The sequence below is a fragment of the Enterobacter sp. PL1 genome, assembly GCF_945957325.1.
Lineage (GTDB): Bacteria > Pseudomonadota > Gammaproteobacteria > Enterobacterales > Enterobacteriaceae > Enterobacter > Enterobacter roggenkampii.
In genome coordinates this window covers 163,475-187,070 of record NZ_CAMFKT010000007.1, presented here as the reverse complement: position 1 = coordinate 187,070, position 23,596 = coordinate 163,475, and the positions used below count along the sequence as shown (strand labels likewise).

Below are 23,596 nucleotides of genomic sequence, written 5' to 3'. Positions count from 1 at the left end.
TATTCAATAACCCATCAACAAAAAGCCGCCTTCACTTTTGATTCGATAAAATAAGGCGCTAGAATAGAGTGATTCATTAATCTTCATAAGAAAAAGCTATGGAAAATTATCAGATCGACAATCTCGACCGCGGCATTCTGGAGGCGTTAATGGCCAATGCCCGTACCGCCTACGCCGAACTGGCGAAGCAGTTTGGCGTCAGCCCGGGAACCATTCACGTTCGCGTAGAGAAGATGAAGCAGGCGGGGATCATTACCGGCGCGCGCATTGACGTCAGCCCGAAGCAGCTGGGTTACGACGTCTGCTGCTTCATCGGCATCATTCTTAAAAGCGCCAAAGACTACCCTTCCGCCCTGGCGAAACTGAACGCGCTGGATGAAGTCACCGAGGCGTACTACACCACCGGGCACTACAGCATCTTTATTAAGGTCATGTGCCGATCCATCGACGCCCTCCAGCAGGTACTTATCAACAAGATCCAAACAATCGATGAAATTCAGTCCACCGAGACACTGATCTCCCTGCAAAACCCGATCATGCGTACCATCCGCCCGTGATCGGGCAAATCCATTCCCACATTTTCCACATGTAGATCCCAGCTCGTTCACAGCGTACAATGGCCGTCTCTTTATCTGAGCGAGCGATCAATGGCGGACATTACCCTTATCAGCGGCAGCACCCTGGGCGGTGCAGAATACGTAGCGGAACATCTGGCTGAAAAGCTGGAAGAGGCGGGCTTTTCTACGGAAACCCTGCACGGCCCGCTGCTGGAAGATCTCCCGACTGACGGGGTCTGGCTGCTGATCACCTCCACGCACGGCGCGGGCGATCTGCCGGACAACCTGCAACCTTTATATGACGAACTGCTGGAACAGCAGCCCGACCTGTCAAACGTCCGTTTTGGCGCAGTGGGGATCGGCAGTCGTGAATATGACACCTTTTGCGGGGCAATAGAGAAAGTCGAAGCCGCTGTGACCTCCTGCGGAGCAAAACAGCTGGGCGAAACACTCAAGATCAACATCCTCGATCATGACATTCCGGAGGATCCAGCCGAGATCTGGCTCGCGGAATGGAAAAATTTACTCAAAAAAGATTAAAGATCGCGCGAACAGATGTGGATAAGTCTGGTTAAAAGCTCGTATTAACCCGTAGTTATCCAAAGAACAACCGTATCGCAGTTTTTAGCCTGTGTATAAAGTCGCGATCTGATCCCAGCTTATACGGTCCAGGATCACCGATCATTCACAGCAAACGATCCTTTCTAACTGCATGATCTTCTTTATGAGATCGGACTTATCCACACGGGTTCGCGATCCTAATAAGAGATCACAATAGAACAGATCTCTAAATAAAAAGATCTTCTTTTTAATAGCCCAGGATCCCAATGCTTTCTCGAAAGACTAAAGTTGAGTAGAATCCACGGCCCGGGCTTCAATCCATTTTCATACCGCTTTACGCGAGGCAGACCACCATGTTTTATCAGGATCCTTTTGACGTCATCATCATTGGCGGGGGTCACGCAGGCACTGAGGCCGCAATGGCCGCAGCGCGAATGGGCCAGCAGACCCTGCTTTTGACACACAATATCGACACGCTGGGACAAATGTCCTGTAATCCGGCGATTGGCGGCATTGGGAAAGGACACCTGGTAAAAGAAGTGGATGCACTTGGCGGCCTGATGGCGAAGGCGATCGATCACGCAGGCATTCAGTTTAGGATACTAAACGCCAGTAAAGGCCCCGCTGTGCGTGCGACCCGTGCTCAGGCAGACCGCGTACTTTATCGCCAGGCGGTACGTACCGCGCTGGAGAACCAGCCGAACCTGATGATCTTCCAGCAGGCGGTTGAAGATCTTATCGTTGAGAACGATCGCGTCGTGGGCGCCGTGACCCAGATGGGCCTCAAATTCCGCGCCAAAGCCGTGGTGTTGACCGTGGGTACCTTCCTTGACGGTAAAATTCATATTGGTCTGGATAACTACAGCGGCGGCCGTGCTGGCGATCCGCCGTCTATCCCATTGTCTCGCCGTCTGCGCGAGCTGCCGCTGCGCGTCAGCCGCCTGAAAACCGGCACGCCGCCGCGTATTGATGCGCGCACCATTGATTTCAGCGTGCTGGCGCAACAGCACGGTGATAACCCAATGCCGGTCTTCTCGTTTATGGGCAATGCGGCACAGCATCCGCAGCAGGTGCCGTGCTACATCACGCACACCAACGAGAAAACCCATGACGTGATCCGCAATAACCTCGATCGCAGCCCGATGTACGCCGGCGTGATCGAAGGGATCGGTCCACGCTACTGCCCGTCGATCGAAGACAAAGTGATGCGCTTTGCCGATCGCAACCAGCACCAGATCTTCCTGGAGCCGGAAGGGTTGACCTCAAACGAAATTTACCCGAACGGCATCTCCACCAGCCTGCCGTTCGACGTACAGATGCAAATTGTTCGCTCAATGCAGGGTATGGAGAACGCAAAAATCGTTCGCCCTGGCTACGCTATTGAGTACGATTTCTTCGATCCGCGTGACCTGAAGCCGACCCTGGAGAGCAAATTCATCCACGGTCTGTTCTTCGCGGGTCAGATTAACGGCACCACCGGCTACGAAGAAGCGGCTGCACAGGGCCTGCTTGCCGGTCTGAACGCCGCGCGCTTCTCTGCTGAGAAAGAGGGCTGGGCTCCGGCGCGTTCTCAGGCTTATCTGGGCGTGCTGGTTGACGATCTCTGCACGCTGGGTACCAAAGAACCGTACCGTATGTTTACCTCTCGCGCGGAATATCGCCTGATGCTGCGTGAAGATAACGCCGACCTGCGTCTGACCGAAATGGGCCGCGAGCTGGGTCTGGTCGATGACGAGCGCTGGGCGCGCTTCAACGAGAAGCTGGAGCGCATTGAGCAGGAACGTCAGCGTCTGAAAACCACATGGGTGAATCCGCAGACGGAAACCGCTGCTGAAGTGAACGCTCACTTAACCGCGCCGCTGTCGCGCGAAGCCAGCGGTGAAGATCTGCTGCGCCGTCCAGAAGTCACCTACGAGAACCTGGTCAAACTGACCGCGTTCGCGCCGGGCCTGGAAGACGCTGAAGCGGCAGAGCAGGTCGAAATCCAGGTGAAGTACGAAGGTTACATCGCCCGTCAGCAGGATGAGATCGAAAAACAGCAGCGTAACGAAAACACGCTGCTGCCGGAAATGCTGGACTACCGCCAGGTGACGGGCCTTTCCAACGAAGTGATCGCCAAGCTGAACGATCACAAACCGGTGTCGATCGGTCAGGCATCCCGCATCTCGGGCGTGACCCCGGCGGCGATTTCGATCCTGCTGGTGTGGCTGAAAAAGCAGGGCATGTTGCGCCGTAGCGCGTAATTGACATTGCTTTTGGCGGGTGGCGCTTCGCTGACCCGCCCTACTTATTCGTAGGCCCGGTAAGCGGCAGCGCCACCGGGCAAAAAAACTCTCAACAGGTATTCACCGTGCTCAACAAACTCTCTCGTCTGCTGGATCAGGCAGGTATTTCGCTCACCGATCACCAGAAAAATCAGCTGGTGGCCTATGTCGATATGCTGAACAAATGGAACAAAGCGTACAACCTGACGTCTGTTCGCGACCCCAACGAGATGCTCGTTCGCCACATTCTCGACAGCATCGTGGTTGCTCCCTGGCTGAAAGGTGAACGCTTTATCGACGTGGGGACGGGCCCTGGTCTGCCGGGTATTCCGCTGTCGATTGTTCGCCCTGAGAGCCATTTCACGCTGCTGGACAGCCTTGGCAAACGCGTGCGCTTTTTACGCCAGGTACAGCATGAGCTGAAGCTTGAAAACATCACGCCCGTGCAGAGCAGGGTAGAGGAGTTCCCGGCAGAGCCGCCGTTTGACGGGGTTATCAGCCGCGCATTTGCGTCGCTCAACGATATGGTGAGCTGGTGCAAGCACTTACCTGCGGAGAATGGCCGCTTTTATGCGCTGAAAGGGCAGTTGCCAGGCGATGAGATTGAACAGCTTCCGGACGGTTTTGCTGTCGAGTCTATTGAGAAATTACAGATTCCTCAGCTCGAAGGCGAACGTCACCTGGTGATAATTAAGCCAAACAATTTTTAAAAAATTAATAAAAAATGTGGAATTCGTGCTGTTCTTATCATGTTAAAAAACAGCACAACTACCGGGGATTTACCGAGGAGCTTTTAACCTCTGCTTCACTAAGGTTTTTCTTCCGGTTAACGAAGCAATCGTTATTCACCGAGAAGATAGTCATCTTTGAAAATATAAGTCTGCTAAAAGTGGAAGGCAGTAACCAGAACGCAATGTTAATTATTTATTAAGAATGTCAATAAAAGGTTTTTATTGTGTACCGGGCTGTTTTGAAAATAGTTGCGACATTTTGCGTTTAATTTCATAAAGATAAATTTCTGCGATTTGCGCCTTTGATAAATACAACCTTATCGCAAATGTGTGTTTTGTGATCTCGTGCACGCTTTATCGACAACGTTTTCGCGCTGTTTGCAGTTTTGGTCGAAGGTTGACGCTTTCAGCGAAAGTTAAAAAATAGCGGTGGGGAAAAATATTTAAACATTTATTCACCTTTTCGCTACTTAATGTTTGAAATCACGGGTGCGCACCGTATAATTTGACCGCTTTTTGATGCTTGACTCTGAGCCTTAAAGGACGTTTTATACGACACGCGGCATACCTCGAAGGGAGCAGGAGTAAAAACGTGATGTCTGTGTCGCTCTTGAGTAGAAACGTTGCTCGTAAGCTTCTGTTCATTCAGTTTCTGGCTGTGATAGCAAGTGGACTGCTGTTTAGCCTCAAAGACCCCTTCTGGGGCATCTCCGCCGTGTGCGGGGGTTTGGCGGTTGTGCTGCCAAACGTGTTGTTTATGATTTTTGCCTGGCGTCATCAGGCGCATACACCTGCCAAAGGCCGCGTGGCCTGGTCCTTCGCCCTCGGCGAAGTGTGTAAGGTGTTGCTGACCTTTGCTCTACTGGTGATGGCGCTGGCGGTTTTGAAAGTGGTCTTCATGCCGCTGATAGCAACGTGGGTTTTGGTGCTGGTGGTACAAGTTCTGGCTCCAGCTGTAATCAATAACAAAGGGTAAAAGGCATCATGGCTTCAGAAAATATGACGCCGCAGGATTACATAGGTCACCATCTGAATAACCTTCAGCTGGACCTGCGTACATTCTCGCTGGTGGATCCACATAACCCCCCGGCCACCTTCTGGACGATCAACATCGACTCCATGTTCTTCTCGGTGGTTTTGGGTCTTCTGTTCCTGGCCATGTTCCGCGGTGTTGCTAAACGAGCGACCAGCGGTGTACCAGGGAAATTCCAGACCTTCATCGAAATGATCATCGGCTTCGTCCATGGCAGCGTCAAAGACATGTACCATGGCAAGAGCAAGCTGATTGCTCCGCTGGCGCTGACCGTGTTCGTTTGGGTCTTCCTGATGAACCTGATGGACCTGCTGCCAATCGATCTGCTGCCGTTTATTGGCGAGCACATCTTCGGCCTGCCTGCACTGCGTGTTGTACCGTCTGCGGACGTGAACATCACCCTGTCGATGGCGCTGGGCGTGTTTATCCTGATTCTTTTCTACAGCATCAAAATGAAAGGCGTAAGCGGCTTTGTGAAAGAGCTTACCTTGCAGCCGTTCAACCACTGGGCGTTTATTCCGGTCAACCTGATCCTGGAAGGCGTTAGCCTGCTGTCCAAACCTGTTTCACTGGGTCTGCGACTGTTCGGCAACATGTATGCGGGTGAGCTGATTTTCATTCTGATCGCGGGTCTTCTGCCGTGGTGGTCACAGTGGGTTCTGAATGTGCCGTGGGCCATTTTCCACATCCTGATCATTACGCTGCAAGCCTTTATCTTCATGGTTCTGACGATCGTCTATCTGTCGATGGCGTCTGAAGAGCACTGATTTTTTACCAACACTACTACGTTTTAATTGAAACAAACTGGAGACTGTCATGGAAAACCTGAATATGGATCTGCTGTACATGGCTGCCGCTGTGATGATGGGTCTGGCGGCTATCGGTGCTGCGATCGGTATCGGCATCCTCGGGGGCAAATTCCTGGAAGGCGCTGCGCGTCAACCTGATCTGATTCCTCTGCTGCGTACTCAGTTCTTTATCGTTATGGGTCTGGTGGATGCTATCCCAATGATCGCTGTAGGTCTGGGTCTGTACGTGATGTTTGCTGTCGCGTAGTAGTAGTTTTAAAACCCTAAGCCACAGATATTAAAGAGGTATTGTGCTGTGAACATGAACGCAACAATCCTCGGCCAGGCCATCGCGTTTATTCTCTTTGTCTGGTTCTGCATGAAGTATGTATGGCCGCCTTTAATGGCAGCCATCGAAAAACGTCAGAAAGAAATTGCTGACGGTCTGGCTTCTGCAGAACGCGCTAAGAAAGATTTGGACCTTGCACAGGCCAACGCGACAGACCAGCTGAAAAAAGCGAAAGCGGAAGCTCAGGTTATCATCGAACAGGCTAACAAACGCCGTTCGCAGATCCTGGACGAAGCCAAAGCTGAAGCAGAACAGGAACGTACTAAGATCGTGACACAGGCTCAGGCTGAAATTGAAGCTGAGCGTAAACGTGCTCGTGAAGAACTGCGTAAGCAGGTTGCGATTCTGGCTGTTGCTGGCGCCGAGAAGATCATCGAACGTTCCGTGGATGAAGCTGCTAACAGCGACATCGTGGACAAACTTGTCGCTGAACTGTAAGGAGGGAGGGGCTGATGTCTGAATTTGTTACGGTAGCTCGCCCCTACGCCAAAGCAGCTTTTGACTTTGCTATCGAACACCAAAATGTCGATCGCTGGCAGAATATGCTGGCGTTTGCCGCTGAGGTGACGAAAAACGAACAAATGGCCGAGTTGCTTTCCGGTGCGTTAGCACCTGAAACCCTCGCCGCGTCGTTTATCGCCGTGTGCGGAGAGCAACTGGATGCCAACGGCCAGAACCTGATTAAGGTGATGGCAGAGAATGGTCGTCTCCGTGTGCTCCCGGATGTTCTCGAGCAGTTTGAGCACTTACGTGCCCTTAGTGAAGCTACCGCTGAAGTCGAAGTGACTTCTGCGACTGAACTGAGTGACGAACAGCTTGCGAAAATTACCGCCGCGATGGAAAAACGTCTGTCACGCAAAGTTAAGCTGAATTGCAAAATCGATAAGTCTGTAATGGCAGGCGTAATCATCCGTTCGGGTGATATGGTCATTGATGGCAGCGTACGCGGCCGTCTTGAGCGCCTTGCAGACGTCTTGCAGTCTTAAGGGGACTGGAGCATGCAACTGAATTCCACCGAAATCAGCGAACTGATCAAGCAGCGCATTGCTCAGTTCAATGTTGTGAGTGAAGCTCACAACGAAGGTACTATTGTTTCTGTAAGTGACGGTGTTATCCGCATCCACGGCCTGGCCGATTGTATGCAGGGTGAGATGATTTCCCTGCCGGGTAACCGTTACGCTATCGCACTGAACCTGGAGCGCGACTCCGTTGGTGCAGTTGTGATGGGTCCATATGCTGACCTCGCCGAAGGCATGAAGGTTAAGTGTACTGGCCGTATTCTGGAAGTACCGGTTGGCCGTGGCCTGCTGGGTCGCGTTGTTAATACCCTGGGTGCGCCAATCGACGGTAAAGGTCCGGTTGAGCACGATGGCTTCTCCCCAATCGAAGTTATCGCACCAGGCGTTATCGACCGTCAGTCCGTAGATCAGCCTGTTCAGACAGGTTATAAGTCCGTTGACGCCATGATCCCAATCGGTCGTGGTCAGCGTGAACTGATCATCGGTGACCGTCAGACCGGTAAAACCGCGATGGCAATCGACGCCATCATCAACCAGCGTGATTCCGGCATCAAATGTGTGTACGTGGCTATCGGCCAGAAAGCGTCCACCATTTCTAACGTGGTTCGTAAACTGGAAGAGCACGGCGCGCTGTCTAACACCATTGTTGTTGTGGCGACCGCGTCTGAATCTGCTGCACTGCAATACCTGGCGCCATACGCCGGTTGTGCTATGGGCGAATACTTCCGTGACCGCGGTGAAGATGCGCTGATCGTATACGATGACCTGTCTAAGCAGGCTGTTGCTTATCGTCAGGTATCCCTGCTGCTCCGTCGTCCACCTGGACGTGAAGCGTTCCCTGGCGACGTATTCTACCTCCACTCTCGTCTGCTGGAGCGTGCTTCCCGCGTTAACGCGGAATACGTCGAGAACTTCACCAAAGGTGAAGTGAAGGGTAAAACGGGCTCTCTGACCGCGCTGCCGATCATTGAAACCCAGGCGGGTGACGTTTCTGCGTTCGTTCCGACCAACGTAATCTCCATTACCGATGGTCAGATCTTCCTGGAAACCAACCTGTTTAACTCCGGTATTCGTCCGGCGGTTAACCCGGGTATCTCCGTATCCCGTGTGGGTGGTGCTGCTCAGACCAAGATCATCAAGAAACTGTCCGGTGGTATCCGTACCGCGCTGGCACAGTATCGCGAACTGGCTGCGTTCTCTCAGTTCGCATCCGATCTGGACGAAGCAACCCGTAAACAGCTGAGCCACGGTCAGAAAGTGACCGAGCTGCTGAAGCAGAAACAGTACGCACCAATGTCTGTTGCTCAGCAGGGCCTGGTACTGTTCGCGGCTGAACGCGGTTACCTCGAAGATGTGGAACTGGCGAAAATCGGTAGCTTCGAAGCCGCTCTGCTGGCTTACGTCGACCGTGATCACGCTCCGCTGATGCAAGAGATCAACCAGACCGGTGGCTATAACGACGAAATCGAAGGCAAGCTGAAAGCTATCCTCGATTCCTTCAAAGCAACCCAATCCTGGTAATCGTCCGGCGGCTTGTCTCAGGACAAGCCGCCTGGCATTGAGGAGAAGCTCATGGCCGGCGCAAAAGAGATACGTAGTAAGATCGCAAGCGTCCAGAACACGCAAAAGATCACTAAAGCGATGGAGATGGTCGCCGCTTCCAAAATGCGTAAATCGCAGGATCGCATGGCGGCCAGCCGTCCTTATGCAGAAACCATGCGCAAAGTGATTGGTCACCTTGCAAACGGTAATCTGGAATATAAGCACCCTTACCTGGAAGAACGCGACGTTAAGCGCGTGGGCTACCTGGTGGTGTCGACCGACCGTGGTCTGTGTGGCGGCTTGAACATTAACCTGTTCAAAAAACTGCTGGCGGATATGAAAGCATGGTCTGAAAAAGGCGTTCAGTGCGATATCGCAATGATCGGCTCTAAAGGCGTCTCTTTCTTTAACTCCGTTGGTGGCAACATTGTCGCTCAGGTGACCGGTATGGGTGATAACCCGTCCCTGTCCGAACTGATCGGCCCGGTTAAAGTGATGTTGCAGGCCTATGATGAAGGCCGTCTGGACAGACTGTACGTTGTCAGCAACAAATTCATTAACACCATGTCTCAGGTTCCAACGCTCACTCAGATGCTGCCGTTACCGGCATCAGAAGATGACGAGCTGAAGCAAAAAGCCTGGGATTACCTGTATGAACCCGATCCGAAACCGCTGCTGGATACCCTGCTGCGTCGTTACGTTGAATCTCAGGTTTATCAGGGCGTTGTAGAAAACCTGGCCAGCGAGCAGGCCGCACGAATGGTGGCGATGAAAGCCGCGACCGATAATGGCGGCAGCCTGATTAAAGAGCTGCAGTTGGTTTACAACAAAGCTCGTCAGGCCAGCATTACTCAGGAACTCACCGAGATCGTCTCGGGGGCCGCCGCGGTTTAACCAGGTTTACGAATTACGTAGAGGATTCAAGATGGCTACTGGAAAGATTGTCCAGGTAATCGGCGCCGTGGTGGACGTCGAGTTCCCTCAGGACGCCGTACCACGCGTGTACGACGCGCTTGAGGTACAGAATGGTAACGAGAGCCTGGTGCTGGAAGTTCAGCAGCAGCTCGGCGGCGGTATCGTGCGTACCATCGCGATGGGTTCTTCCGACGGTCTGCGTCGTGGTCTGGAAGTAAAAGACCTTGAGCACCCGATCGAAGTCCCGGTAGGTAAAGCAACACTGGGTCGTATCATGAACGTATTGGGTCAGCCAATCGACATGAAAGGCGACATCGGTGAAGAAGAGCGTTGGGCTATCCACCGCGCGGCACCTTCCTACGAAGAGCTGTCCAGCTCTCAGGAACTGCTGGAAACCGGTATCAAAGTTATCGACCTGATGTGTCCGTTTGCGAAGGGCGGTAAAGTGGGTCTGTTCGGTGGTGCGGGTGTAGGTAAAACCGTAAACATGATGGAGCTGATCCGTAACATCGCGATCGAGCACTCCGGTTACTCTGTGTTTGCGGGCGTAGGTGAACGTACTCGTGAGGGTAACGACTTCTACCACGAAATGACCGACTCCAACGTTCTGGACAAAGTATCCCTGGTTTACGGCCAGATGAACGAGCCACCTGGAAACCGTCTGCGCGTTGCGCTGACCGGCCTGACGATGGCTGAGAAGTTCCGTGACGAAGGCCGTGACGTTCTGCTGTTCGTTGATAACATCTATCGTTACACCCTGGCCGGTACTGAAGTATCTGCACTGCTGGGTCGTATGCCTTCAGCGGTAGGTTATCAGCCAACGCTGGCGGAAGAGATGGGTGTTCTTCAGGAACGTATCACCTCTACCAAAACCGGTTCTATCACCTCCGTTCAGGCGGTATACGTACCTGCGGATGACTTGACTGACCCATCACCAGCCACCACCTTTGCGCACTTAGATGCAACCGTGGTACTGAGCCGTCAGATCGCGTCTCTGGGTATCTACCCAGCCGTTGACCCGCTGGACTCCACCAGCCGTCAGCTGGATCCACTGGTTGTTGGTCAGGAACACTACGACACCGCGCGTGGCGTACAGTCCCTGCTGCAGCGTTACCAGGAACTGAAAGACATCATCGCCATCCTGGGTATGGATGAACTGTCTGAAGAAGACAAACTGGTGGTAGCACGTGCGCGTAAGATCCAGCGCTTCCTGTCCCAGCCGTTCTTCGTTGCGGAAGTATTCACCGGTTCTCCGGGTAAATACGTTTCCCTGAAAGACACCATCCGTGGCTTTAAAGGCATCATGGAAGGCGAATACGATCACCTGCCAGAGCAGGCGTTCTACATGGTTGGTTCCATCGAAGAAGCTGTGGAAAAAGCCAAAAAACTTTAACGCCTTAATCGGAGGGTGATATGGCAATGACTTACCACCTGGACGTCGTCAGCGCAGAGCAACAAATGTTCTCTGGTCTGGTCGAGAAAATCCAGGTAACGGGTAGTGAAGGTGAGCTGGGTATTTTCCCGGGTCACGCACCGCTGCTCACCGCCATTAAGCCTGGTATGATCCGCATCGTTAAACAGTTCGGTCACGAAGAGTTTATCTATCTGTCCGGCGGCATTCTTGAAGTGCAGCCTGGCAGTGTGACCGTTCTGGCCGATACCGCTATTCGTGGCCAGGATCTCGACGAAGCGCGAGCCCTGGAGTCGAAGCGTAAGGCTGAAGAGCACATTAGCAGCTCTCATGGTGACGTGGATTACGCTCAGGCGTCTGCGGAGCTGGCCAAAGCGATCGCGAAACTGCGCGTTATCGAGTTGACCAAAAAAGCGATGTAACACCGGCTTGAAAAGCACAAAAGCCAGTCTGGATACCAGGCTGGCTTTTTTTTTCGGCCTTAATTCATGATGAAAAAGATGTAGAATTTTAAGCATCAAACGTTTTTACTTCTCACTCAAACTACCGTCAGGATGCGTATGTCAAACAGTGCGATGAGCGTGGTGATCCTTGCCGCAGGCAAAGGGACCCGCATGTATTCCGACCTGCCTAAAGTGCTTCACACGCTTGCAGGAAAGCCAATGGTGCAGCACGTCATTGATGCAGCGAATGAATTGGGCGCCAGTCAGGTCCACCTGGTCTACGGCCACGGCGGCGATCTGCTTAAAAAGACGCTGAGCGACGACAAGCTCAACTGGGTGCTTCAGGCTGAACAGTTGGGTACAGGCCATGCCATGCAGCAGGCAGCGCCCTTCTTTGCGGATGACGAAGACATTTTGATGCTCTACGGCGATGTCCCGCTGATCTCCGTTGAAACGCTGACTCGCCTGCGTGAAGCCAAACCGCAGGGCGGCATCGGTTTATTAACCGTCGTGCTGGACGATCCAACCGGTTATGGCCGTATCACCCGTGAAAACGGCAACGTTACGGGTATTGTTGAGCATAAAGATGCCAGCGAGGCGCAGCGTCAGATTCAGGAGATCAACACCGGTATCCTGATTGCCAATGGTGCGGATATGAAGCGCTGGCTGTCGAAGCTCAATAACAATAACGCCCAGGGTGAATACTACATCACCGACATTATTGCGATGGCATACCTGGAAGGGCGCGAGATTGCGGCGGTCCATCCGGCGCGCATCAGCGAAACCGAAGGGGTGAACAACCGCCTTCAACTCTCCCGTCTTGAGCGCGTTTATCAGTCCGAACAGGCCGAGAAACTCCTTCTGGCTGGCGTGATGCTGCGCGATCCGGCGCGTTTCGATCTGCGTGGAACGTTAGCGCACGGGCGCGACGTTGAAATTGATACTAACGTTATCCTCGAAGGTCACGTCACGCTGGGCAACCGCGTCAAAATTGGCGCTGGCTGCGTGATCAAAAACAGCGTCATTGGTGACGACTGTGAAATCAGCCCGTACAGCGTGGTGGAAGATGCCCGTCTGGATGTGGCCTGTACCATCGGCCCGTTTGCGCGTTTGCGCCCGGGAGCTGAGCTGCTGGAAGGCGCTCACGTGGGCAACTTCGTTGAGATGAAAAAAGCGCGTCTGGGTAAAGGCTCAAAAGCCGGTCATTTAACCTATCTGGGCGACGCGGAAATTGGTGACAACGTCAACATTGGCGCAGGCACAATCACCTGTAACTATGACGGCGCCAATAAGTTTAAAACCATCATCGGTGATGATGTGTTTGTCGGTTCCGACACCCAGCTGGTGGCACCTGTTACCGTGGGTAACGGCGTAACGATTGCCGCCGGGACAACCGTTACGCGCGATATCGCCGATAACGAACTGGTATTAAGCCGTGTGCCGCAGGTGCACAAGCAGGGCTGGAAACGTCCTGTGAAGAAGAAGTAACAACAAGGCGGGTGGCGCTACGCTTACCCGCCCTACGATTGAGTAGGCCTGATAAGGCGTAGCCGTCATCAGGCAAACCCGGGTGAGGAGATAAACATATATCTCCCCCCACAAGCAGTACCCATAACAATAACCCCACTCTCTACAAGGCTCGGGGCGCCCGGAAAGGGCAAATACAGGTCAGCGACAACGCAGGCATTATGCCTAAATTCGGAATCTAAAATTATGTGTGGAATTGTTGGCGCAGTTGCGCAGCGTGATATTGCTGAAATCCTTCTCGAAGGTTTACGTCGTCTGGAATACCGTGGTTACGACTCTGCCGGTCTGGCTGTCGTCGATGCAGAAGGTCATATGACCCGTCTGCGCCGTCTCGGTAAAGTGCAGATGCTGGCCCAGGCCGCGGAAGAACATCCGCTGCACGGGGGAACCGGTATTGCGCACACCCGCTGGGCGACGCACGGCGAACCGTCTGAAGGCAACGCGCACCCGCATGTGTCTGAACACATCGTGGTTGTGCACAACGGCATTATCGAAAACCACGAACCGCTGCGTGAAGCACTGAAAGCGCGCGGCTACACCTTCGTCTCTGAAACTGACACCGAAGTGATTGCTCACCTGGTGCACTGGGAACTTGAGCAGGGCGGTACGCTGCGTGATGCGGTGCTGCGCGCTATTCCTCAGCTGCGCGGTGCGTACGGTACGGTGATCATGGATTCCCGCGACCCGTCCACGCTGCTGGCCGCGCGTTCCGGTAGCCCGATGGTTATCGGCCTGGGCATGGGTGAAAACTTTATCGCTTCCGATCAGCTGGCACTGCTGCCGGTAACGCGTCGCTTTATCTTCCTCGAAGAGGGGGATATCGCCGAAGTGACTCGCCGCAGCGTAACTGTGTTCGATACCAAAGGCGAGCAGGTGAAACGTCAGGAGATCGAATCGAATCTGCAGTACGACGCGGGCGACAAAGGCGCTTACCGTCACTACATGCAGAAAGAGATTTACGAGCAGCCAAACGCCATCAAAAACACCCTGACCGGGCGCATCAGCCATGGTGAAGTGGATCTGAGCGAGCTGGGCGCAAACGCGAACGAACTGCTCAGCAAGGTTGAGCATATTCAGATCGTAGCCTGCGGTACCTCCTACAACTCCGGTATGGTCTCTCGCTACTGGTTTGAATCTCTGGCGGGCGTGCCGTGCGACGTGGAAATTGCCTCTGAGTTCCGCTATCGCAAATCTGCCGTGCGTCGTAACAGCCTGATGATCACCCTTTCCCAGTCAGGTGAAACGGCAGATACCCTGGCGGCGCTGCGTCTCTCTAAAGAGCTGGGTTATCTGGGTTCTCTGGCCATCTGTAACGTCCCGGGCTCATCGCTGGTGCGTGAATCCGATCTGGCGCTGATGACCAAAGCGGGTACCGAAATCGGCGTGGCCTCCACCAAGGCGTTTACCACTCAGCTGACGGTTCTGCTGATGCTGGTGGCGAAACTGGCGCGTCTGAAAGGTGAAGATGCCTCTGTTGAGCATGACATCGTTCACGGTCTGCAGGCGCTGCCGAGCCGTATTGAGCAGATGCTCTCCCAGGACAAACGCATTGAAGCTCTGGCGGAAGATTTCTCTGACAAACATCACGCCCTGTTCCTGGGCCGTGGCGATCAGTATCCGATTGCGCTGGAAGGCGCGCTGAAGCTGAAAGAGATCTCTTACATTCACGCTGAAGCCTATGCGGCAGGCGAGCTGAAACACGGTCCGTTGGCGCTGATTGACGCGGATATGCCGGTCATCGTTGTGGCACCAAATAACGAACTGCTGGAAAAACTGAAATCTAATATCGAAGAAGTGCGCGCCCGCGGCGGTGTCCTGTACGTCTTCGCCGACAAAGATGCCGGTTTCGCCAGCAGCGACAACATGCACATCATCGAGATGCCGCATGTGGAAGAGGTGATTGCGCCGATCTTCTACACCGTTCCGCTGCAGCTGCTGGCCTATCACGTGGCGCTGATCAAAGGCACCGACGTCGACCAGCCGCGTAACCTGGCGAAATCGGTCACTGTAGAATAAACCCTTCAGGCTCCACCTTCGGGTGGAGCTTTTTTATCCTGCCTGGTTTGTTTTTCATCAATCCTTTCTCATTTTTAATAATGACAATTTGTCATCTTCAGCTACTTTTTTCAGTGTCACATAAAGAAAATATTTCTGAAAACAACCTGTCATAAAAGTGGCTAACTCGATGAAAATTAAGCTTTTTTTTGTTTAATTTTAAGTTAAATTTTCATTGTCATAAAACTGTCATAATTCGTACATTTATCTGTCACCTGTTTGTCCTATTTTGCTCATCGTAGCCACTAAACAACGATTTACGAAAATCTTGCAGGAGACATTATGAAAGTTATGCGTACCACTGTCGCAACTGTTGTCGCCGCGACCTTATCTCTGAGCGCGTTCTCTGTATTTGCAGAAGCAAGCCTGACTGGCGCTGGTGCAACCTTCCCTGCGCCGGTGTATGCCAAATGGGCGGATACCTACCAGAAAGAAACCGGTAACAAGGTTAACTATCAGGGTATCGGCTCCTCCGGTGGCGTAAAACAAATTACCGCGAACACGGTTGATTTCGGCGCATCAGATGCTCCGCTGTCTGATGACAAACTGGCTCAGGAAGGCCTGTTCCAGTTCCCTACCGTGATCGGTGGCGTGGTTCTGGCGATCAACCTGCCGGGCGTGAAGTCGGGTGAGCTGGTGCTGGACGGCAAAACCCTGGGTGACATCTATCTGGGCAAAATCAAAAAATGGGATGACGAAGCGATCGCCAAACTCAACCCAGGCCTGAAGCTGCCTTCCCAGAACATCGCCGTGGTTCGCCGCGCGGATGGTTCTGGTACCTCTTTCGTGTTCACCAGCTACCTGGCGAAAGTGAACGAAGAGTGGAAATCTAAAGTCGGCTCCGGCTCTACCGTTAACTGGCCTACCGGTCTGGGCGGTAAAGGTAATGACGGTATCGCCGCGTTCGTACAGCGTCTGCCTGGCTCCATTGGCTACGTAGAGTATGCGTACGCGAAGCAGAACAACCTGTCCTACACCAAACTGGTGTCTGCCGACGGCAAACCGGTTAGCCCGACCGAAGAGAACTTTGCTAACGCCGCCAAAGGCGCTGACTGGAGCAAATCCTTCGCGCAGGATCTGACTAACCAGAAGGGCGAAGGGGCGTGGCCAATCACCTCTACCACCTTCATCCTGGTGCACAAAGAGCAGAAGAAACCTGAACAGGGCGCTGAAGTGCTGAAGTTCTTCGACTGGGCATACAAAAACGGCGGCAAACAGGCTAACGCTCTGGATTACGCCACCCTGCCAGACAACGTGGTTGAGCAGATTCGCGCTGCATGGAAAACCAACGTGAAAGACAGCAGCGGTAAAGCGCTGTACTAACAGGATATATTTAACGAAGATGGCGGGTGGCGCTGCGCTTACCCGCCCTACGGTTTACTCTGTAGGCCCGGTAAGCGTCAGCGCCACCGGGCATATTCGTAAAAACGTCTCAAACAGAAGAGTAATTTATGGCTGCAACCAAGCCTGCATTTAACCCTCCGGGTAAAAAAGGTGACATGATTTTCAGCGCGCTGGTCAAACTGGCTGCGCTGATTGTGCTATTGCTGCTGGGCGGCATTATCGTGTCTCTGATTTTCTCCTCCTGGCCGAGCATCCAGAAATTCGGTTTCTCCTTCTTGTGGAGTAAAGAGTGGGATGCGCCGAACGATATCTACGGTGCACTGGTGCCGATTTACGGCACGCTGGTGACCTCGTTCATCGCCCTGCTGATTGCGGTTCCGGTAAGTTTCGGTATAGCCCTGTTCCTGACGGAGCTGGCGCCGGGCTGGCTGCGTCGCCCATTGGGTATCGCCATCGAACTGCTGGCGGCCATCCCAAGTATCGTCTACGGCATGTGGGGCCTGTTCATCTTTGCGCCGCTGTTCGCCACGTACTTCCAGGAACCGGTGGGTAACGTCCTCTCTGCCATTCCGTTTGTGGGGGCCCTGTTCTCTGGCCCGGCTTTCGGTATCGGCATTCTGGCGGCGGGTGTGATCCTCGCCATCATGATTATTCCGTACATTGCGGCGGTGATGCGCGATGTGTTCGAACAAACGCCGGTGATGATGAAAGAGTCGGCCTACGGTATCGGCTGCACCACCTGGGAAGTGATCTGGCGCATTGTTCTTCCGTTCACCAAAAATGGGGTGATCGGGGGCGTGATGCTGGGCTTAGGTCGTGCGCTGGGTGAAACCATGGCGGTTACCTTTATCATCGGTAACACCTACCAGCTCGACAGCGCGTCGCTCTACATGCCGGGCAACAGTATTACCTCTGCACTGGCAAACGAATTTGCGGAAGCGGAATCCGGCCTGCACGTTGCGGCGCTGATGGAGCTGGGTCTGATTCTGTTCGTTATTACCTTCATTGTTCTGGCGATTTCCAAGCTGATGATTATGCGTCTCGCTAAAAATGAGGGAGCACGCTAATGGCCACTCTCGAAATGCAAGCTACTGCTGAACTGGCGGAATCCCGCCGCAAAATGCAGGCCAGACGCCGCATGAAAAACCGCATTGCCCTGACGCTCTCTATGGCGACGATGGCATTCGGTCTGTTCTGGCTTGTCTGGATCCTCTTCTCAACGGTCGTTCGCGGGATTGACGGAATGTCACTCTCGCTGTTCACCGAAATGACGCCGCCGCCGAACACGGCGGGTGGTGGCCTGGCGAATGCCCTGGCGGGCAGCGGATTGCTGATCCTCTGGGCCACGGTCTTCGGCACGCCGCTGGGCATCATGGCGGGCATCTACCTGGCAGAATACGGTCGTAAATCCTTGCTGGCGGAAGTGATTCGTTTCATTAACGACATTTTGCTGTCAGCCCCGTCTATCGTCGTGGGTCTGTTCGTTTACACCGTCGTGGTGGCGCAGATGGAACACTTCTCCGGCTGGGCGGGTGTGATTGCGCTGGCGCTGCTGCAGGTGCCGATTGTGATTCGAACCACCGAGAACATGCTAAAACTGGTGCCGGACAGCCTGCGTGAAGCCGCTTACGCGCTGGGTACGCCGAAATGGAAGATGATCTCTGCGATTACGCTGAAGGCGTCGGTCTCCGGGATCATGACCGGTATCCTGCTGGCGGTGGCGCGTATTGCGGGTGAAACGGCGCCGCTGCTGTTTACGTCCCTCTCCAACCAGTTCTGGAGCACGGACATGATGCAGCCGATCGCCAACCTGCCGGTGACGATCTTTAAATTTGCGATGAGCCCCTTCGCGGAATGGCAGCAGCTGGCCTGGGCCGGGGTGCTGATCATTACCCTTTGCGTACTGTTGCTGAACATTCTGGCGCGCGTCATTTTCGCGAAGAAGAAACACGGTTAATTTTTTACGGCGCGGCAGCTCGCGGCGCCGAATGAGGAAATGAGTCAATGAGTATGGTTGATACTGCCCCGGGTAAGATTCAGGTTCGTGATTTGAACTTCTACTACGGCAAATTCCATGCCCTGAAGAACATCAACCTGGATATCGCGAAGAACCAGGTCACGGCATTTATCGGTCCGTCCGGCTGTGGGAAATCCACGCTGCTGCGTACCTTTAACAAAATGTATTCGCTCTATCCGGAGCAGCGTGCTGAGGGGGAAATCATCCTCGACGGCGAAAACATTCTGACCCAAGCTCAGGATATCGCCCTGCTGCGCGCGAAAGTGGGGATGGTGTTCCAGAAACCCACGCCGTTCCCGATGTCCATTTATGACAACATCGCCTTTGGCGTTCGCCTGTTTGAAAAGCTCTCCCGTGCCGATATGGATGAGCGCGTGCAGTGGGCTTTGACCAAGGCCGCATTATGGAACGAAACCAAAGATAAGTTGCACCAGAGCGGGTACTCTCTCTCCGGTGGTCAGCAGCAGCGTCTGTGCATTGCGCGCGGTATTGCGATTCGCCCGGAAGTGTTGCTGCTGGATGAGCCGTGTTCAGCGCTGGACCCGATTTCAACCGGTCGTATTGAAGAACTGATCACCGAGCTGAAGCAGGATTACACCGTGGTTATCGTGACCCACAACATGCAGCAGGCTGCGCGTTGCTCCGATCACACGGCGTTTATGTACCTGGGTGAATTGATTGAGTTCAGTAACACGGACGATCTGTTCACTAAGCCCGCGAAGAAACAAACCGAAGATTATATTACTGGCCGCTACGGTTGATTTGCCTTAGTGCATGTGGAGAAACCATGGACAACCTCAATCTTAATAAACACATTTCCGGCCAGTTCAACGCAGAGCTGGAAAGCATTCGCACCCAGGTGATGACCATGGGCGGCATGGTCGAGCAGCAGCTTTCTGATGCGATTACGGCGATGCACAACCAGGACAGCGAGCTGGCGAAGCGCGTCATTGAAGGCGATAAAAACGTCAACATGATGGAAGTGGCTATCGACGAAGCCTGCGTGCGCATTATCGCGAAACGTCAGCCGACGGCGAGCGACCTGCGTCTGGTGATGGCGATCATCAAAACTATCGCCGAGCTGGAACGTATTGGTGACGTCGCCGATAAAATCTGCCGCACCGCGCTGGAGAAGTTCTCTCAGCAGCATCAGCCGCTGCTGGTCAGCCTGGAGTCGCTGGGCCGCCACACCGTGCAGATGCTGCACGACGTGCTGGATGCCTTTGCGCGGATGGATCTGGACGAAGCGGTGCGTATCTACCGTGAAGACAAGAAGGTCGATCAGGAGTATGAAGGCATCGTGCGCCAGCTGATGACCTACATGATGGAAGATTCCCGTACGATCCCGAGCGTGCTGACGGCCCTGTTCTGCGCGCGTTCTATCGAGCGTATCGGTGACCGCTGCCAGAATATTTGCGAATACATTTTCTACTTCGTGAAGGGTCAGGACTTCCGTCACGTGGGCGGCGACGAGCTGGACAAGCTGCTGGCGGGTAAAGATCCGAAAGAGTAATCCTGTCATCTGATAACAACGCCGGTACTCACCGGCGTTGTTATTTCTAGTGTAATCACAATTTTCCCCTTCATCCGTTGCCTGACGTTCGAAACGCGCTAACGTGAGACGAAAAATAGCAAAGGATGGTATATGAAAAATTCATTAGCGTGCCTGGCGATGGCCATCAGCATCGGGATCGGTACTGGAACAGACGTGATTGCCGCACCGTTGCCGGTCACACCTGACCAGACTACCCCGGTCAGCCGCTATGTGACCCAGGTTAATGCGGATAAAAGCATTACGTTTCGCCTGTTTGCACCCGGCGCAACGCGAGTCTCCGTGGTGACGGGGTCAATGCCTGAAAGCCAGGTTTCCCATGATATGACGAAAGAGAAAAATGGCGTCTGGTCATGGAAAAGCGAGCCGATGGCCCCGAATCTCTACGAATATTATTTCGACATCGATGGTTTCCGTTCAGTTGACACGGGAAGCCGCTATCAAAAACCCCAGCGGCAGGTGAACACCAGCCTGATTCTGGTTCCGGGCAGTATTCTCGACGATCGTCCTGTACCGCATGGCGATCTGACGACCTTGACCTGGCACTCGCCGTCGCTCAAGTCAGAGCGCCGCGTCTATGTATGGACTCCCCCTGGCTACAACGGCACAGGAGAACCCTTACCGGTGCTCTACTTCTACCATGGCTTTGGGGATACCGGGCTCTCTGCCATCGACCAGGGCCGTCTGCCGCAAATCATGGATAACCTGATGGCCGAAGGGAAAATCAAACCGATGCTGGTGGTGGTACCCGACACCGAGACGGAGAGCACTGAGGCCATCCCCGAGAACTTCCCACCGGCAGAACGACGGAAGTCTTTCTATCCGCTCAATGCGAAAGCCGCAGACCGTGAACTGATGAGCGAGATTATTCCGCTGGTGGATACCCGCTTCAACGTGCGTAAAGATGCGGCCGGCCGGGCGCTGGCGGGATTGTCACAGGGCGGTTATCAGGCGCTGGTCTCCGGGATGAATCATCTGGAGAGCTTCGGCTGGCTGGGAACGTTCAGCGGCGTTACCACGACAACCGTGCCTGACGAAGGCGTGGCTGCACGCTTTAAGCAGCCTGAGGCCATTAACCGGCAGCTGCATAACTTCACCGTCGTTGTGGGAGAGCGCGATTCGGTAACCGGCAAAGATATCGCCGGTCTGAAAGCGGAGCTGGAAAAGCAGGGCATCAAATTCGACTATAAAATGTACCCCGGTCTGAATCACGAAATGGACGTCTGGCGTCCGGCCTATGCTGAGTTTGTTCAAAAGCTCTTCAGATAAACCTGTCGCCCTCCCTGCCGGGAGGGTCTGCTTAGCGCGTAATATTCCAACCGCGGGCCTTCCACAGCGCGGGTAGCTGCGCCAGATCGGTGAAGGTCGTGACTTTTGGATGAACGATCGGCTTGTTGTGCGGGTCGGCGCAGAAGTAAAACACCTCCATCCCCGCATCAATCCCCGACTGCGCGCCCGCAGACGAGTCATCCACCAGAATGCAGTGCTCTACGTTAACGTTCATCGCCTTTGCCGCATGGAACATCAGTGCCGGGTCCGGCTTCCAGCGCTGGATATCGTAGCCGCTGAACAGTTTTTCCGGGAAGTGGTGCAGCATCTCAAGCTTGCCGAGCGAGTGCTGCATTTTGCTGACAGGCCCGTTGGAGACCACGCAGATCGGCACCGTCATGGCATCCAGCAGCGCGTTTGCGCCCGGAATCACCTCCAGCTCCGAATCGAACAGGCGCGCAACCTCGGCGCGATACACCGGTTCCAGAGCCGCTTTATCCAGAACGACGCCGTGTTCTTCGTTAATGATGTCGATGATCTCGTAGAGCTTCACGCCCTTAAAGCGCTTAAACACCTCGTCGAGTTCCAGCGTAATGCCAAATTCCTGGAACATGGCCACATACGCGCGGGAACAAATGACCTCACTGTCGACCAGCGTACCGTCGCAGTCGAAAAATACCGCTTCAATTCCGGACATGCCTTTCCCTTTTAACCAGTTTAACGTTTACGTACGGCAGTTCACCGGAACGCAATCGTTGCCGTATAAGCAAATTCAATGAAAAAAGTATCACGTAACCGCCACTATTGTCGCATTTTGGTATAGGATAGCGACGAATTTTCCCTCCTTGTTCGGAAATTGATGATGAGTCAACAACACACTACCCAGACATCTGGTCAGGGTCTGCTTGAGCGCGTGTTTAAACTGCGCGAGCACGGCACGACGGCACGCACCGAAGTGATCGCCGGTTTCACCACCTTCCTGACGATGGTCTATATCGTTTTTGTTAACCCTCAAATTCTGGGCGTTGCTGGCATGGATACCAGCGCCGTCTTCGTGACTACCTGTCTGATCGCGGCCTTTGGCAGCATTCTGATGGGTGTGTTCGCTAACCTGCCGGTCGCGTTGGCCCCGGCGATGGGTCTGAATGCGTTCTTTGCCTTCGTGGTCGTTCAGGCGATGGGGCTGCCGTGGCAGGTGGGTATGGGCGCCATCTTCTGGGGTGCGATTGGCCTGCTGCTGCTGACCATTTTCCGCGTGCGTTACTGGATGATTGCGAACATTCCCGTGAGCCTGCGCGTGGGCATCACCAGCGGTATCGGTCTGTTTATCGGGATGATGGGGCTGAAAAACGCCGGCGTGATCGTGGCGAACCCGGATACGCTGGTGAGCATCGGCCACCTGACCTCGCATAACGTGCTGCTGGGCGTGCTGGGCTTCTTTATCATCGCTATCCTGGCTTCCCGCAATATTCATGCGGCGGTGCTGGTCTCCATCGTGGTGACCACGCTGCTGGGCTGGATGCTGGGCGACGTTCACTATAACGGCATCGTTTCCGCGCCACCGAGCGTCTCTACCGTTGTTGGTCATGTTGATCTGGCGGGTTCCCTGAACCTGGGCCTGGCGGGCGTGATTTTCTCCTTCATGCTGGTGAACCTGTTCGACTCCTCCGGTACGCTGATCGGCGTGACTGACAAAGCGGGTCTGGCAGATGAGAAAGGCAAATTCCCGCGCATGAAGCAGGCGCTGTTTGTGGACAGTATCTCCTCTGTGACCGGCTCATTTATCGGGACCTCGTCTGTGACCGCTTACATTGAATCCTCTTCCGGCGTCTCCGTGGGTGGCCGTACCGGTCTGACGGCGGTTGTAGTGGGTATTCTGTTTCTGCTGGTGATCTTCCTCTCTCCGCTGGCGGGCATGGTGCCTCCGTACGCTGCGGCCGGCGCGCTGATCTATGTGGGTGTGCTGATGACCTCCAGCCTGTCTCGCGTGAAGTGGGATGATTTAACCGAAGCGGTGCCGGCGTTTATTACCGCCGTGATGATGCCGTTCAGCTTCTCGATTACCGAAGGTATCGCGCTGGGCTTTATCTCTTACTGCGTAATGAAGATCGGTACCGGCCGCTTCCGCGACCTCAGCCCGTGCGTCATCGTTGTGGCGCTGCTGTTTGTGCTGAAGATTGTGTTTATTGACGCGCACTAAGGTGCGGTTTGTGGTGTCA

The 23,596-nt window shown here is 54.0% G+C and carries 23 protein-coding genes; 22 read left to right on the top strand and 1 reads right to left on the bottom strand.

What is annotated here, in order from left to right; genetic code table 11:
- Nucleotides 1-98: 98 nt before the first annotated feature.
- The 21 genes from asnC to N6P30_RS08965 all read left to right on the top strand — a co-directional run bounded on the left by asnC (nt 99) and on the right by N6P30_RS08965 (nt 21,377).
- Nucleotides 99-557, top strand: coding sequence for a transcriptional regulator AsnC (gene asnC, locus N6P30_RS09065; RefSeq protein WP_008500198.1), 459 nt, complete (start codon nt 99-101; stop codon nt 555-557).
- 90 nt (nt 558-647) lie between these two features.
- Nucleotides 648-1,097 carry an FMN-binding protein MioC gene (gene mioC, locus N6P30_RS09060; protein ID WP_023293683.1) on the top strand — a complete coding sequence of 150 codons (450 nt, stop codon included), beginning with the start codon at nt 648-650 and terminating at the stop codon, nt 1,095-1,097.
- A 374-nt stretch (nt 1,098-1,471) separates the two neighbouring features.
- Nucleotides 1,472-3,361, top strand: a complete 1,890-nt coding sequence (mnmG, locus tag N6P30_RS09055) for a tRNA uridine-5-carboxymethylaminomethyl(34) synthesis enzyme MnmG (protein WP_023293684.1) — start codon at nt 1,472-1,474, stop codon at nt 3,359-3,361.
- A 107-nt stretch (nt 3,362-3,468) separates the two neighbouring features.
- Nucleotides 3,469-4,092 carry a 16S rRNA (guanine(527)-N(7))-methyltransferase RsmG gene (rsmG, locus tag N6P30_RS09050; protein WP_008500195.1) on the top strand — a complete coding sequence of 208 codons (624 nt, stop codon included), beginning with the start codon at nt 3,469-3,471 and terminating at the stop codon, nt 4,090-4,092.
- A 616-nt stretch (nt 4,093-4,708) separates the two neighbouring features.
- A complete protein-coding gene (atpI, locus tag N6P30_RS09045) occupies nt 4,709-5,089 on the top strand; it encodes a F0F1 ATP synthase subunit I (protein WP_008500194.1) in 381 nt (126 codons plus the stop codon).
- Between the two features lie 8 nt (nt 5,090-5,097).
- The gene (atpB, locus tag N6P30_RS09040) at nt 5,098-5,913 is read left to right on the top strand and encodes a F0F1 ATP synthase subunit A (RefSeq protein ID WP_008500193.1); all 816 of its coding nucleotides are present in this window, start codon (nt 5,098-5,100) and stop codon (nt 5,911-5,913) included.
- A 49-nt stretch (nt 5,914-5,962) separates the two neighbouring features.
- Entirely contained in the window at nt 5,963-6,202 is a 240-nt protein-coding gene (gene atpE / locus N6P30_RS09035; RefSeq protein ID WP_000429386.1) for a F0F1 ATP synthase subunit C, read from the top strand.
- 48 nt (nt 6,203-6,250) lie between these two features.
- Nucleotides 6,251-6,721, top strand: a complete 471-nt coding sequence (gene atpF, locus N6P30_RS09030; RefSeq protein ID WP_003862370.1) for a F0F1 ATP synthase subunit B — start codon at nt 6,251-6,253, stop codon at nt 6,719-6,721.
- Nucleotides 6,722-6,735: 14 nt separating this feature from the next.
- Entirely contained in the window at nt 6,736-7,269 is a 534-nt protein-coding gene (atpH, locus tag N6P30_RS09025; RefSeq protein WP_008500192.1) for a F0F1 ATP synthase subunit delta, read from the top strand.
- A 12-nt stretch (nt 7,270-7,281) separates the two neighbouring features.
- Entirely contained in the window at nt 7,282-8,823 is a 1,542-nt protein-coding gene (atpA, locus tag N6P30_RS09020) for a F0F1 ATP synthase subunit alpha (RefSeq protein ID WP_003862367.1), read from the top strand.
- Nucleotides 8,824-8,874: 51 nt separating this feature from the next.
- A complete protein-coding gene (atpG, locus tag N6P30_RS09015) occupies nt 8,875-9,738 on the top strand; it encodes a F0F1 ATP synthase subunit gamma (protein ID WP_008500191.1) in 864 nt (287 codons plus the stop codon).
- Nucleotides 9,739-9,769: 31 nt separating this feature from the next.
- Nucleotides 9,770-11,152, top strand: coding sequence for a F0F1 ATP synthase subunit beta (gene atpD / locus N6P30_RS09010; protein ID WP_003862362.1), 1,383 nt, complete (start codon nt 9,770-9,772; stop codon nt 11,150-11,152).
- A gap of 20 nt (nt 11,153-11,172) precedes the next feature.
- Nucleotides 11,173-11,592, top strand: coding sequence for a F0F1 ATP synthase subunit epsilon (locus N6P30_RS09005; RefSeq protein WP_006177560.1), 420 nt, complete (start codon nt 11,173-11,175; stop codon nt 11,590-11,592).
- Between the two features lie 138 nt (nt 11,593-11,730).
- Nucleotides 11,731-13,101, top strand: coding sequence for a bifunctional UDP-N-acetylglucosamine diphosphorylase/glucosamine-1-phosphate N-acetyltransferase GlmU (gene glmU, locus N6P30_RS09000; protein WP_032664810.1), 1,371 nt, complete (start codon nt 11,731-11,733; stop codon nt 13,099-13,101).
- 225 nt (nt 13,102-13,326) lie between these two features.
- Nucleotides 13,327-15,156: a glutamine--fructose-6-phosphate transaminase (isomerizing) gene (glmS, locus tag N6P30_RS08995; protein WP_008500188.1), complete on the top strand. Its 1,830-nt coding sequence runs from the start codon at nt 13,327-13,329 to the stop codon at nt 15,154-15,156.
- Between the two features lie 321 nt (nt 15,157-15,477).
- The gene (gene pstS / locus N6P30_RS08990; protein ID WP_008500186.1) at nt 15,478-16,518 is read left to right on the top strand and encodes a phosphate ABC transporter substrate-binding protein PstS; all 1,041 of its coding nucleotides are present in this window, start codon (nt 15,478-15,480) and stop codon (nt 16,516-16,518) included.
- 128 nt (nt 16,519-16,646) lie between these two features.
- Nucleotides 16,647-17,606: a phosphate ABC transporter permease PstC gene (pstC, locus tag N6P30_RS08985; RefSeq protein ID WP_008500185.1), complete on the top strand. Its 960-nt coding sequence runs from the start codon at nt 16,647-16,649 to the stop codon at nt 17,604-17,606.
- On the top strand, nt 17,606-18,496 hold the full coding sequence (gene pstA / locus N6P30_RS08980; RefSeq protein WP_008500184.1) for a phosphate ABC transporter permease PstA: 891 nt from the start codon (nt 17,606-17,608) through the stop codon (nt 18,494-18,496). Before pstC ends, pstA begins: the two co-directional genes overlap by 1 nt.
- Before the next feature lie 47 nt (nt 18,497-18,543).
- Nucleotides 18,544-19,317 carry a phosphate ABC transporter ATP-binding protein PstB gene (gene pstB / locus N6P30_RS08975; protein WP_008500183.1) on the top strand — a complete coding sequence of 258 codons (774 nt, stop codon included), beginning with the start codon at nt 18,544-18,546 and terminating at the stop codon, nt 19,315-19,317.
- A 26-nt stretch (nt 19,318-19,343) separates the two neighbouring features.
- The gene (gene phoU, locus N6P30_RS08970; protein WP_008500182.1) at nt 19,344-20,069 is read left to right on the top strand and encodes a phosphate signaling complex protein PhoU; all 726 of its coding nucleotides are present in this window, start codon (nt 19,344-19,346) and stop codon (nt 20,067-20,069) included.
- Between the two features lie 159 nt (nt 20,070-20,228).
- A complete protein-coding gene (locus N6P30_RS08965; protein WP_100122242.1) occupies nt 20,229-21,377 on the top strand; it encodes an esterase in 1,149 nt (382 codons plus the stop codon).
- 31 nt (nt 21,378-21,408) lie between these two features.
- On the opposite strand, the gene yieH is transcribed toward N6P30_RS08965, so the two are convergent.
- A complete protein-coding gene (gene yieH, locus N6P30_RS08960; protein ID WP_008500180.1) occupies nt 21,409-22,074 on the bottom strand; it encodes a 6-phosphogluconate phosphatase in 666 nt (221 codons plus the stop codon).
- Nucleotides 22,075-22,239: 165 nt separating this feature from the next.
- Here yieH and adeP point away from each other — a divergent pair, with 165 nt between their 5' ends.
- Nucleotides 22,240-23,577, top strand: coding sequence for an adenine permease AdeP (adeP, locus tag N6P30_RS08955; protein WP_145975194.1), 1,338 nt, complete (start codon nt 22,240-22,242; stop codon nt 23,575-23,577).
- The last annotated feature ends 19 nt before the right edge of the window (nt 23,578-23,596 follow it).

What these genes read in the sequence shown, in the direction of transcription:
- asnC (WP_008500198.1), top strand. Translation starts at nt 99, where the DNA reads ATGGAAAATTATCAGATCGACAATCTCGACCGCGGCATTCTGGAGGCG.
- mioC (WP_023293683.1), top strand. Translation starts at nt 648, where the DNA reads ATGGCGGACATTACCCTTATCAGCGGCAGCACCCTGGGCGGTGCAGAA.
- mnmG (WP_023293684.1), top strand. Translation starts at nt 1,472, where the DNA reads ATGTTTTATCAGGATCCTTTTGACGTCATCATCATTGGCGGGGGTCAC.
- atpI (WP_008500194.1), top strand. Translation starts at nt 4,709, where the DNA reads ATGTCTGTGTCGCTCTTGAGTAGAAACGTTGCTCGTAAGCTTCTGTTC.
- atpB (WP_008500193.1), top strand. Translation starts at nt 5,098, where the DNA reads ATGGCTTCAGAAAATATGACGCCGCAGGATTACATAGGTCACCATCTG.
- atpE (WP_000429386.1), top strand. Translation starts at nt 5,963, where the DNA reads ATGGAAAACCTGAATATGGATCTGCTGTACATGGCTGCCGCTGTGATG.
- atpH (WP_008500192.1), top strand. Translation starts at nt 6,736, where the DNA reads ATGTCTGAATTTGTTACGGTAGCTCGCCCCTACGCCAAAGCAGCTTTT.
- atpA (WP_003862367.1), top strand. Translation starts at nt 7,282, where the DNA reads ATGCAACTGAATTCCACCGAAATCAGCGAACTGATCAAGCAGCGCATT.
- atpG (WP_008500191.1), top strand. Translation starts at nt 8,875, where the DNA reads ATGGCCGGCGCAAAAGAGATACGTAGTAAGATCGCAAGCGTCCAGAAC.
- atpD (WP_003862362.1), top strand. Translation starts at nt 9,770, where the DNA reads ATGGCTACTGGAAAGATTGTCCAGGTAATCGGCGCCGTGGTGGACGTC.
- N6P30_RS09005 (WP_006177560.1), top strand. Translation starts at nt 11,173, where the DNA reads ATGGCAATGACTTACCACCTGGACGTCGTCAGCGCAGAGCAACAAATG.
- glmU (WP_032664810.1), top strand. Translation starts at nt 11,731, where the DNA reads ATGTCAAACAGTGCGATGAGCGTGGTGATCCTTGCCGCAGGCAAAGGG.
- glmS (WP_008500188.1), top strand. Translation starts at nt 13,327, where the DNA reads ATGTGTGGAATTGTTGGCGCAGTTGCGCAGCGTGATATTGCTGAAATC.
- pstS (WP_008500186.1), top strand. Translation starts at nt 15,478, where the DNA reads ATGAAAGTTATGCGTACCACTGTCGCAACTGTTGTCGCCGCGACCTTA.
- pstC (WP_008500185.1), top strand. Translation starts at nt 16,647, where the DNA reads ATGGCTGCAACCAAGCCTGCATTTAACCCTCCGGGTAAAAAAGGTGAC.
- pstA (WP_008500184.1), top strand. Translation starts at nt 17,606, where the DNA reads ATGGCCACTCTCGAAATGCAAGCTACTGCTGAACTGGCGGAATCCCGC.
- pstB (WP_008500183.1), top strand. Translation starts at nt 18,544, where the DNA reads ATGAGTATGGTTGATACTGCCCCGGGTAAGATTCAGGTTCGTGATTTG.
- phoU (WP_008500182.1), top strand. Translation starts at nt 19,344, where the DNA reads ATGGACAACCTCAATCTTAATAAACACATTTCCGGCCAGTTCAACGCA.
- N6P30_RS08965 (WP_100122242.1), top strand. Translation starts at nt 20,229, where the DNA reads ATGGCCATCAGCATCGGGATCGGTACTGGAACAGACGTGATTGCCGCA.
- yieH (WP_008500180.1), bottom strand. Translation starts at nt 22,074, where the DNA reads ATGTCCGGAATTGAAGCGGTATTTTTCGACTGCGACGGTACGCTGGTC.
- adeP (WP_145975194.1), top strand. Translation starts at nt 22,240, where the DNA reads ATGAGTCAACAACACACTACCCAGACATCTGGTCAGGGTCTGCTTGAG.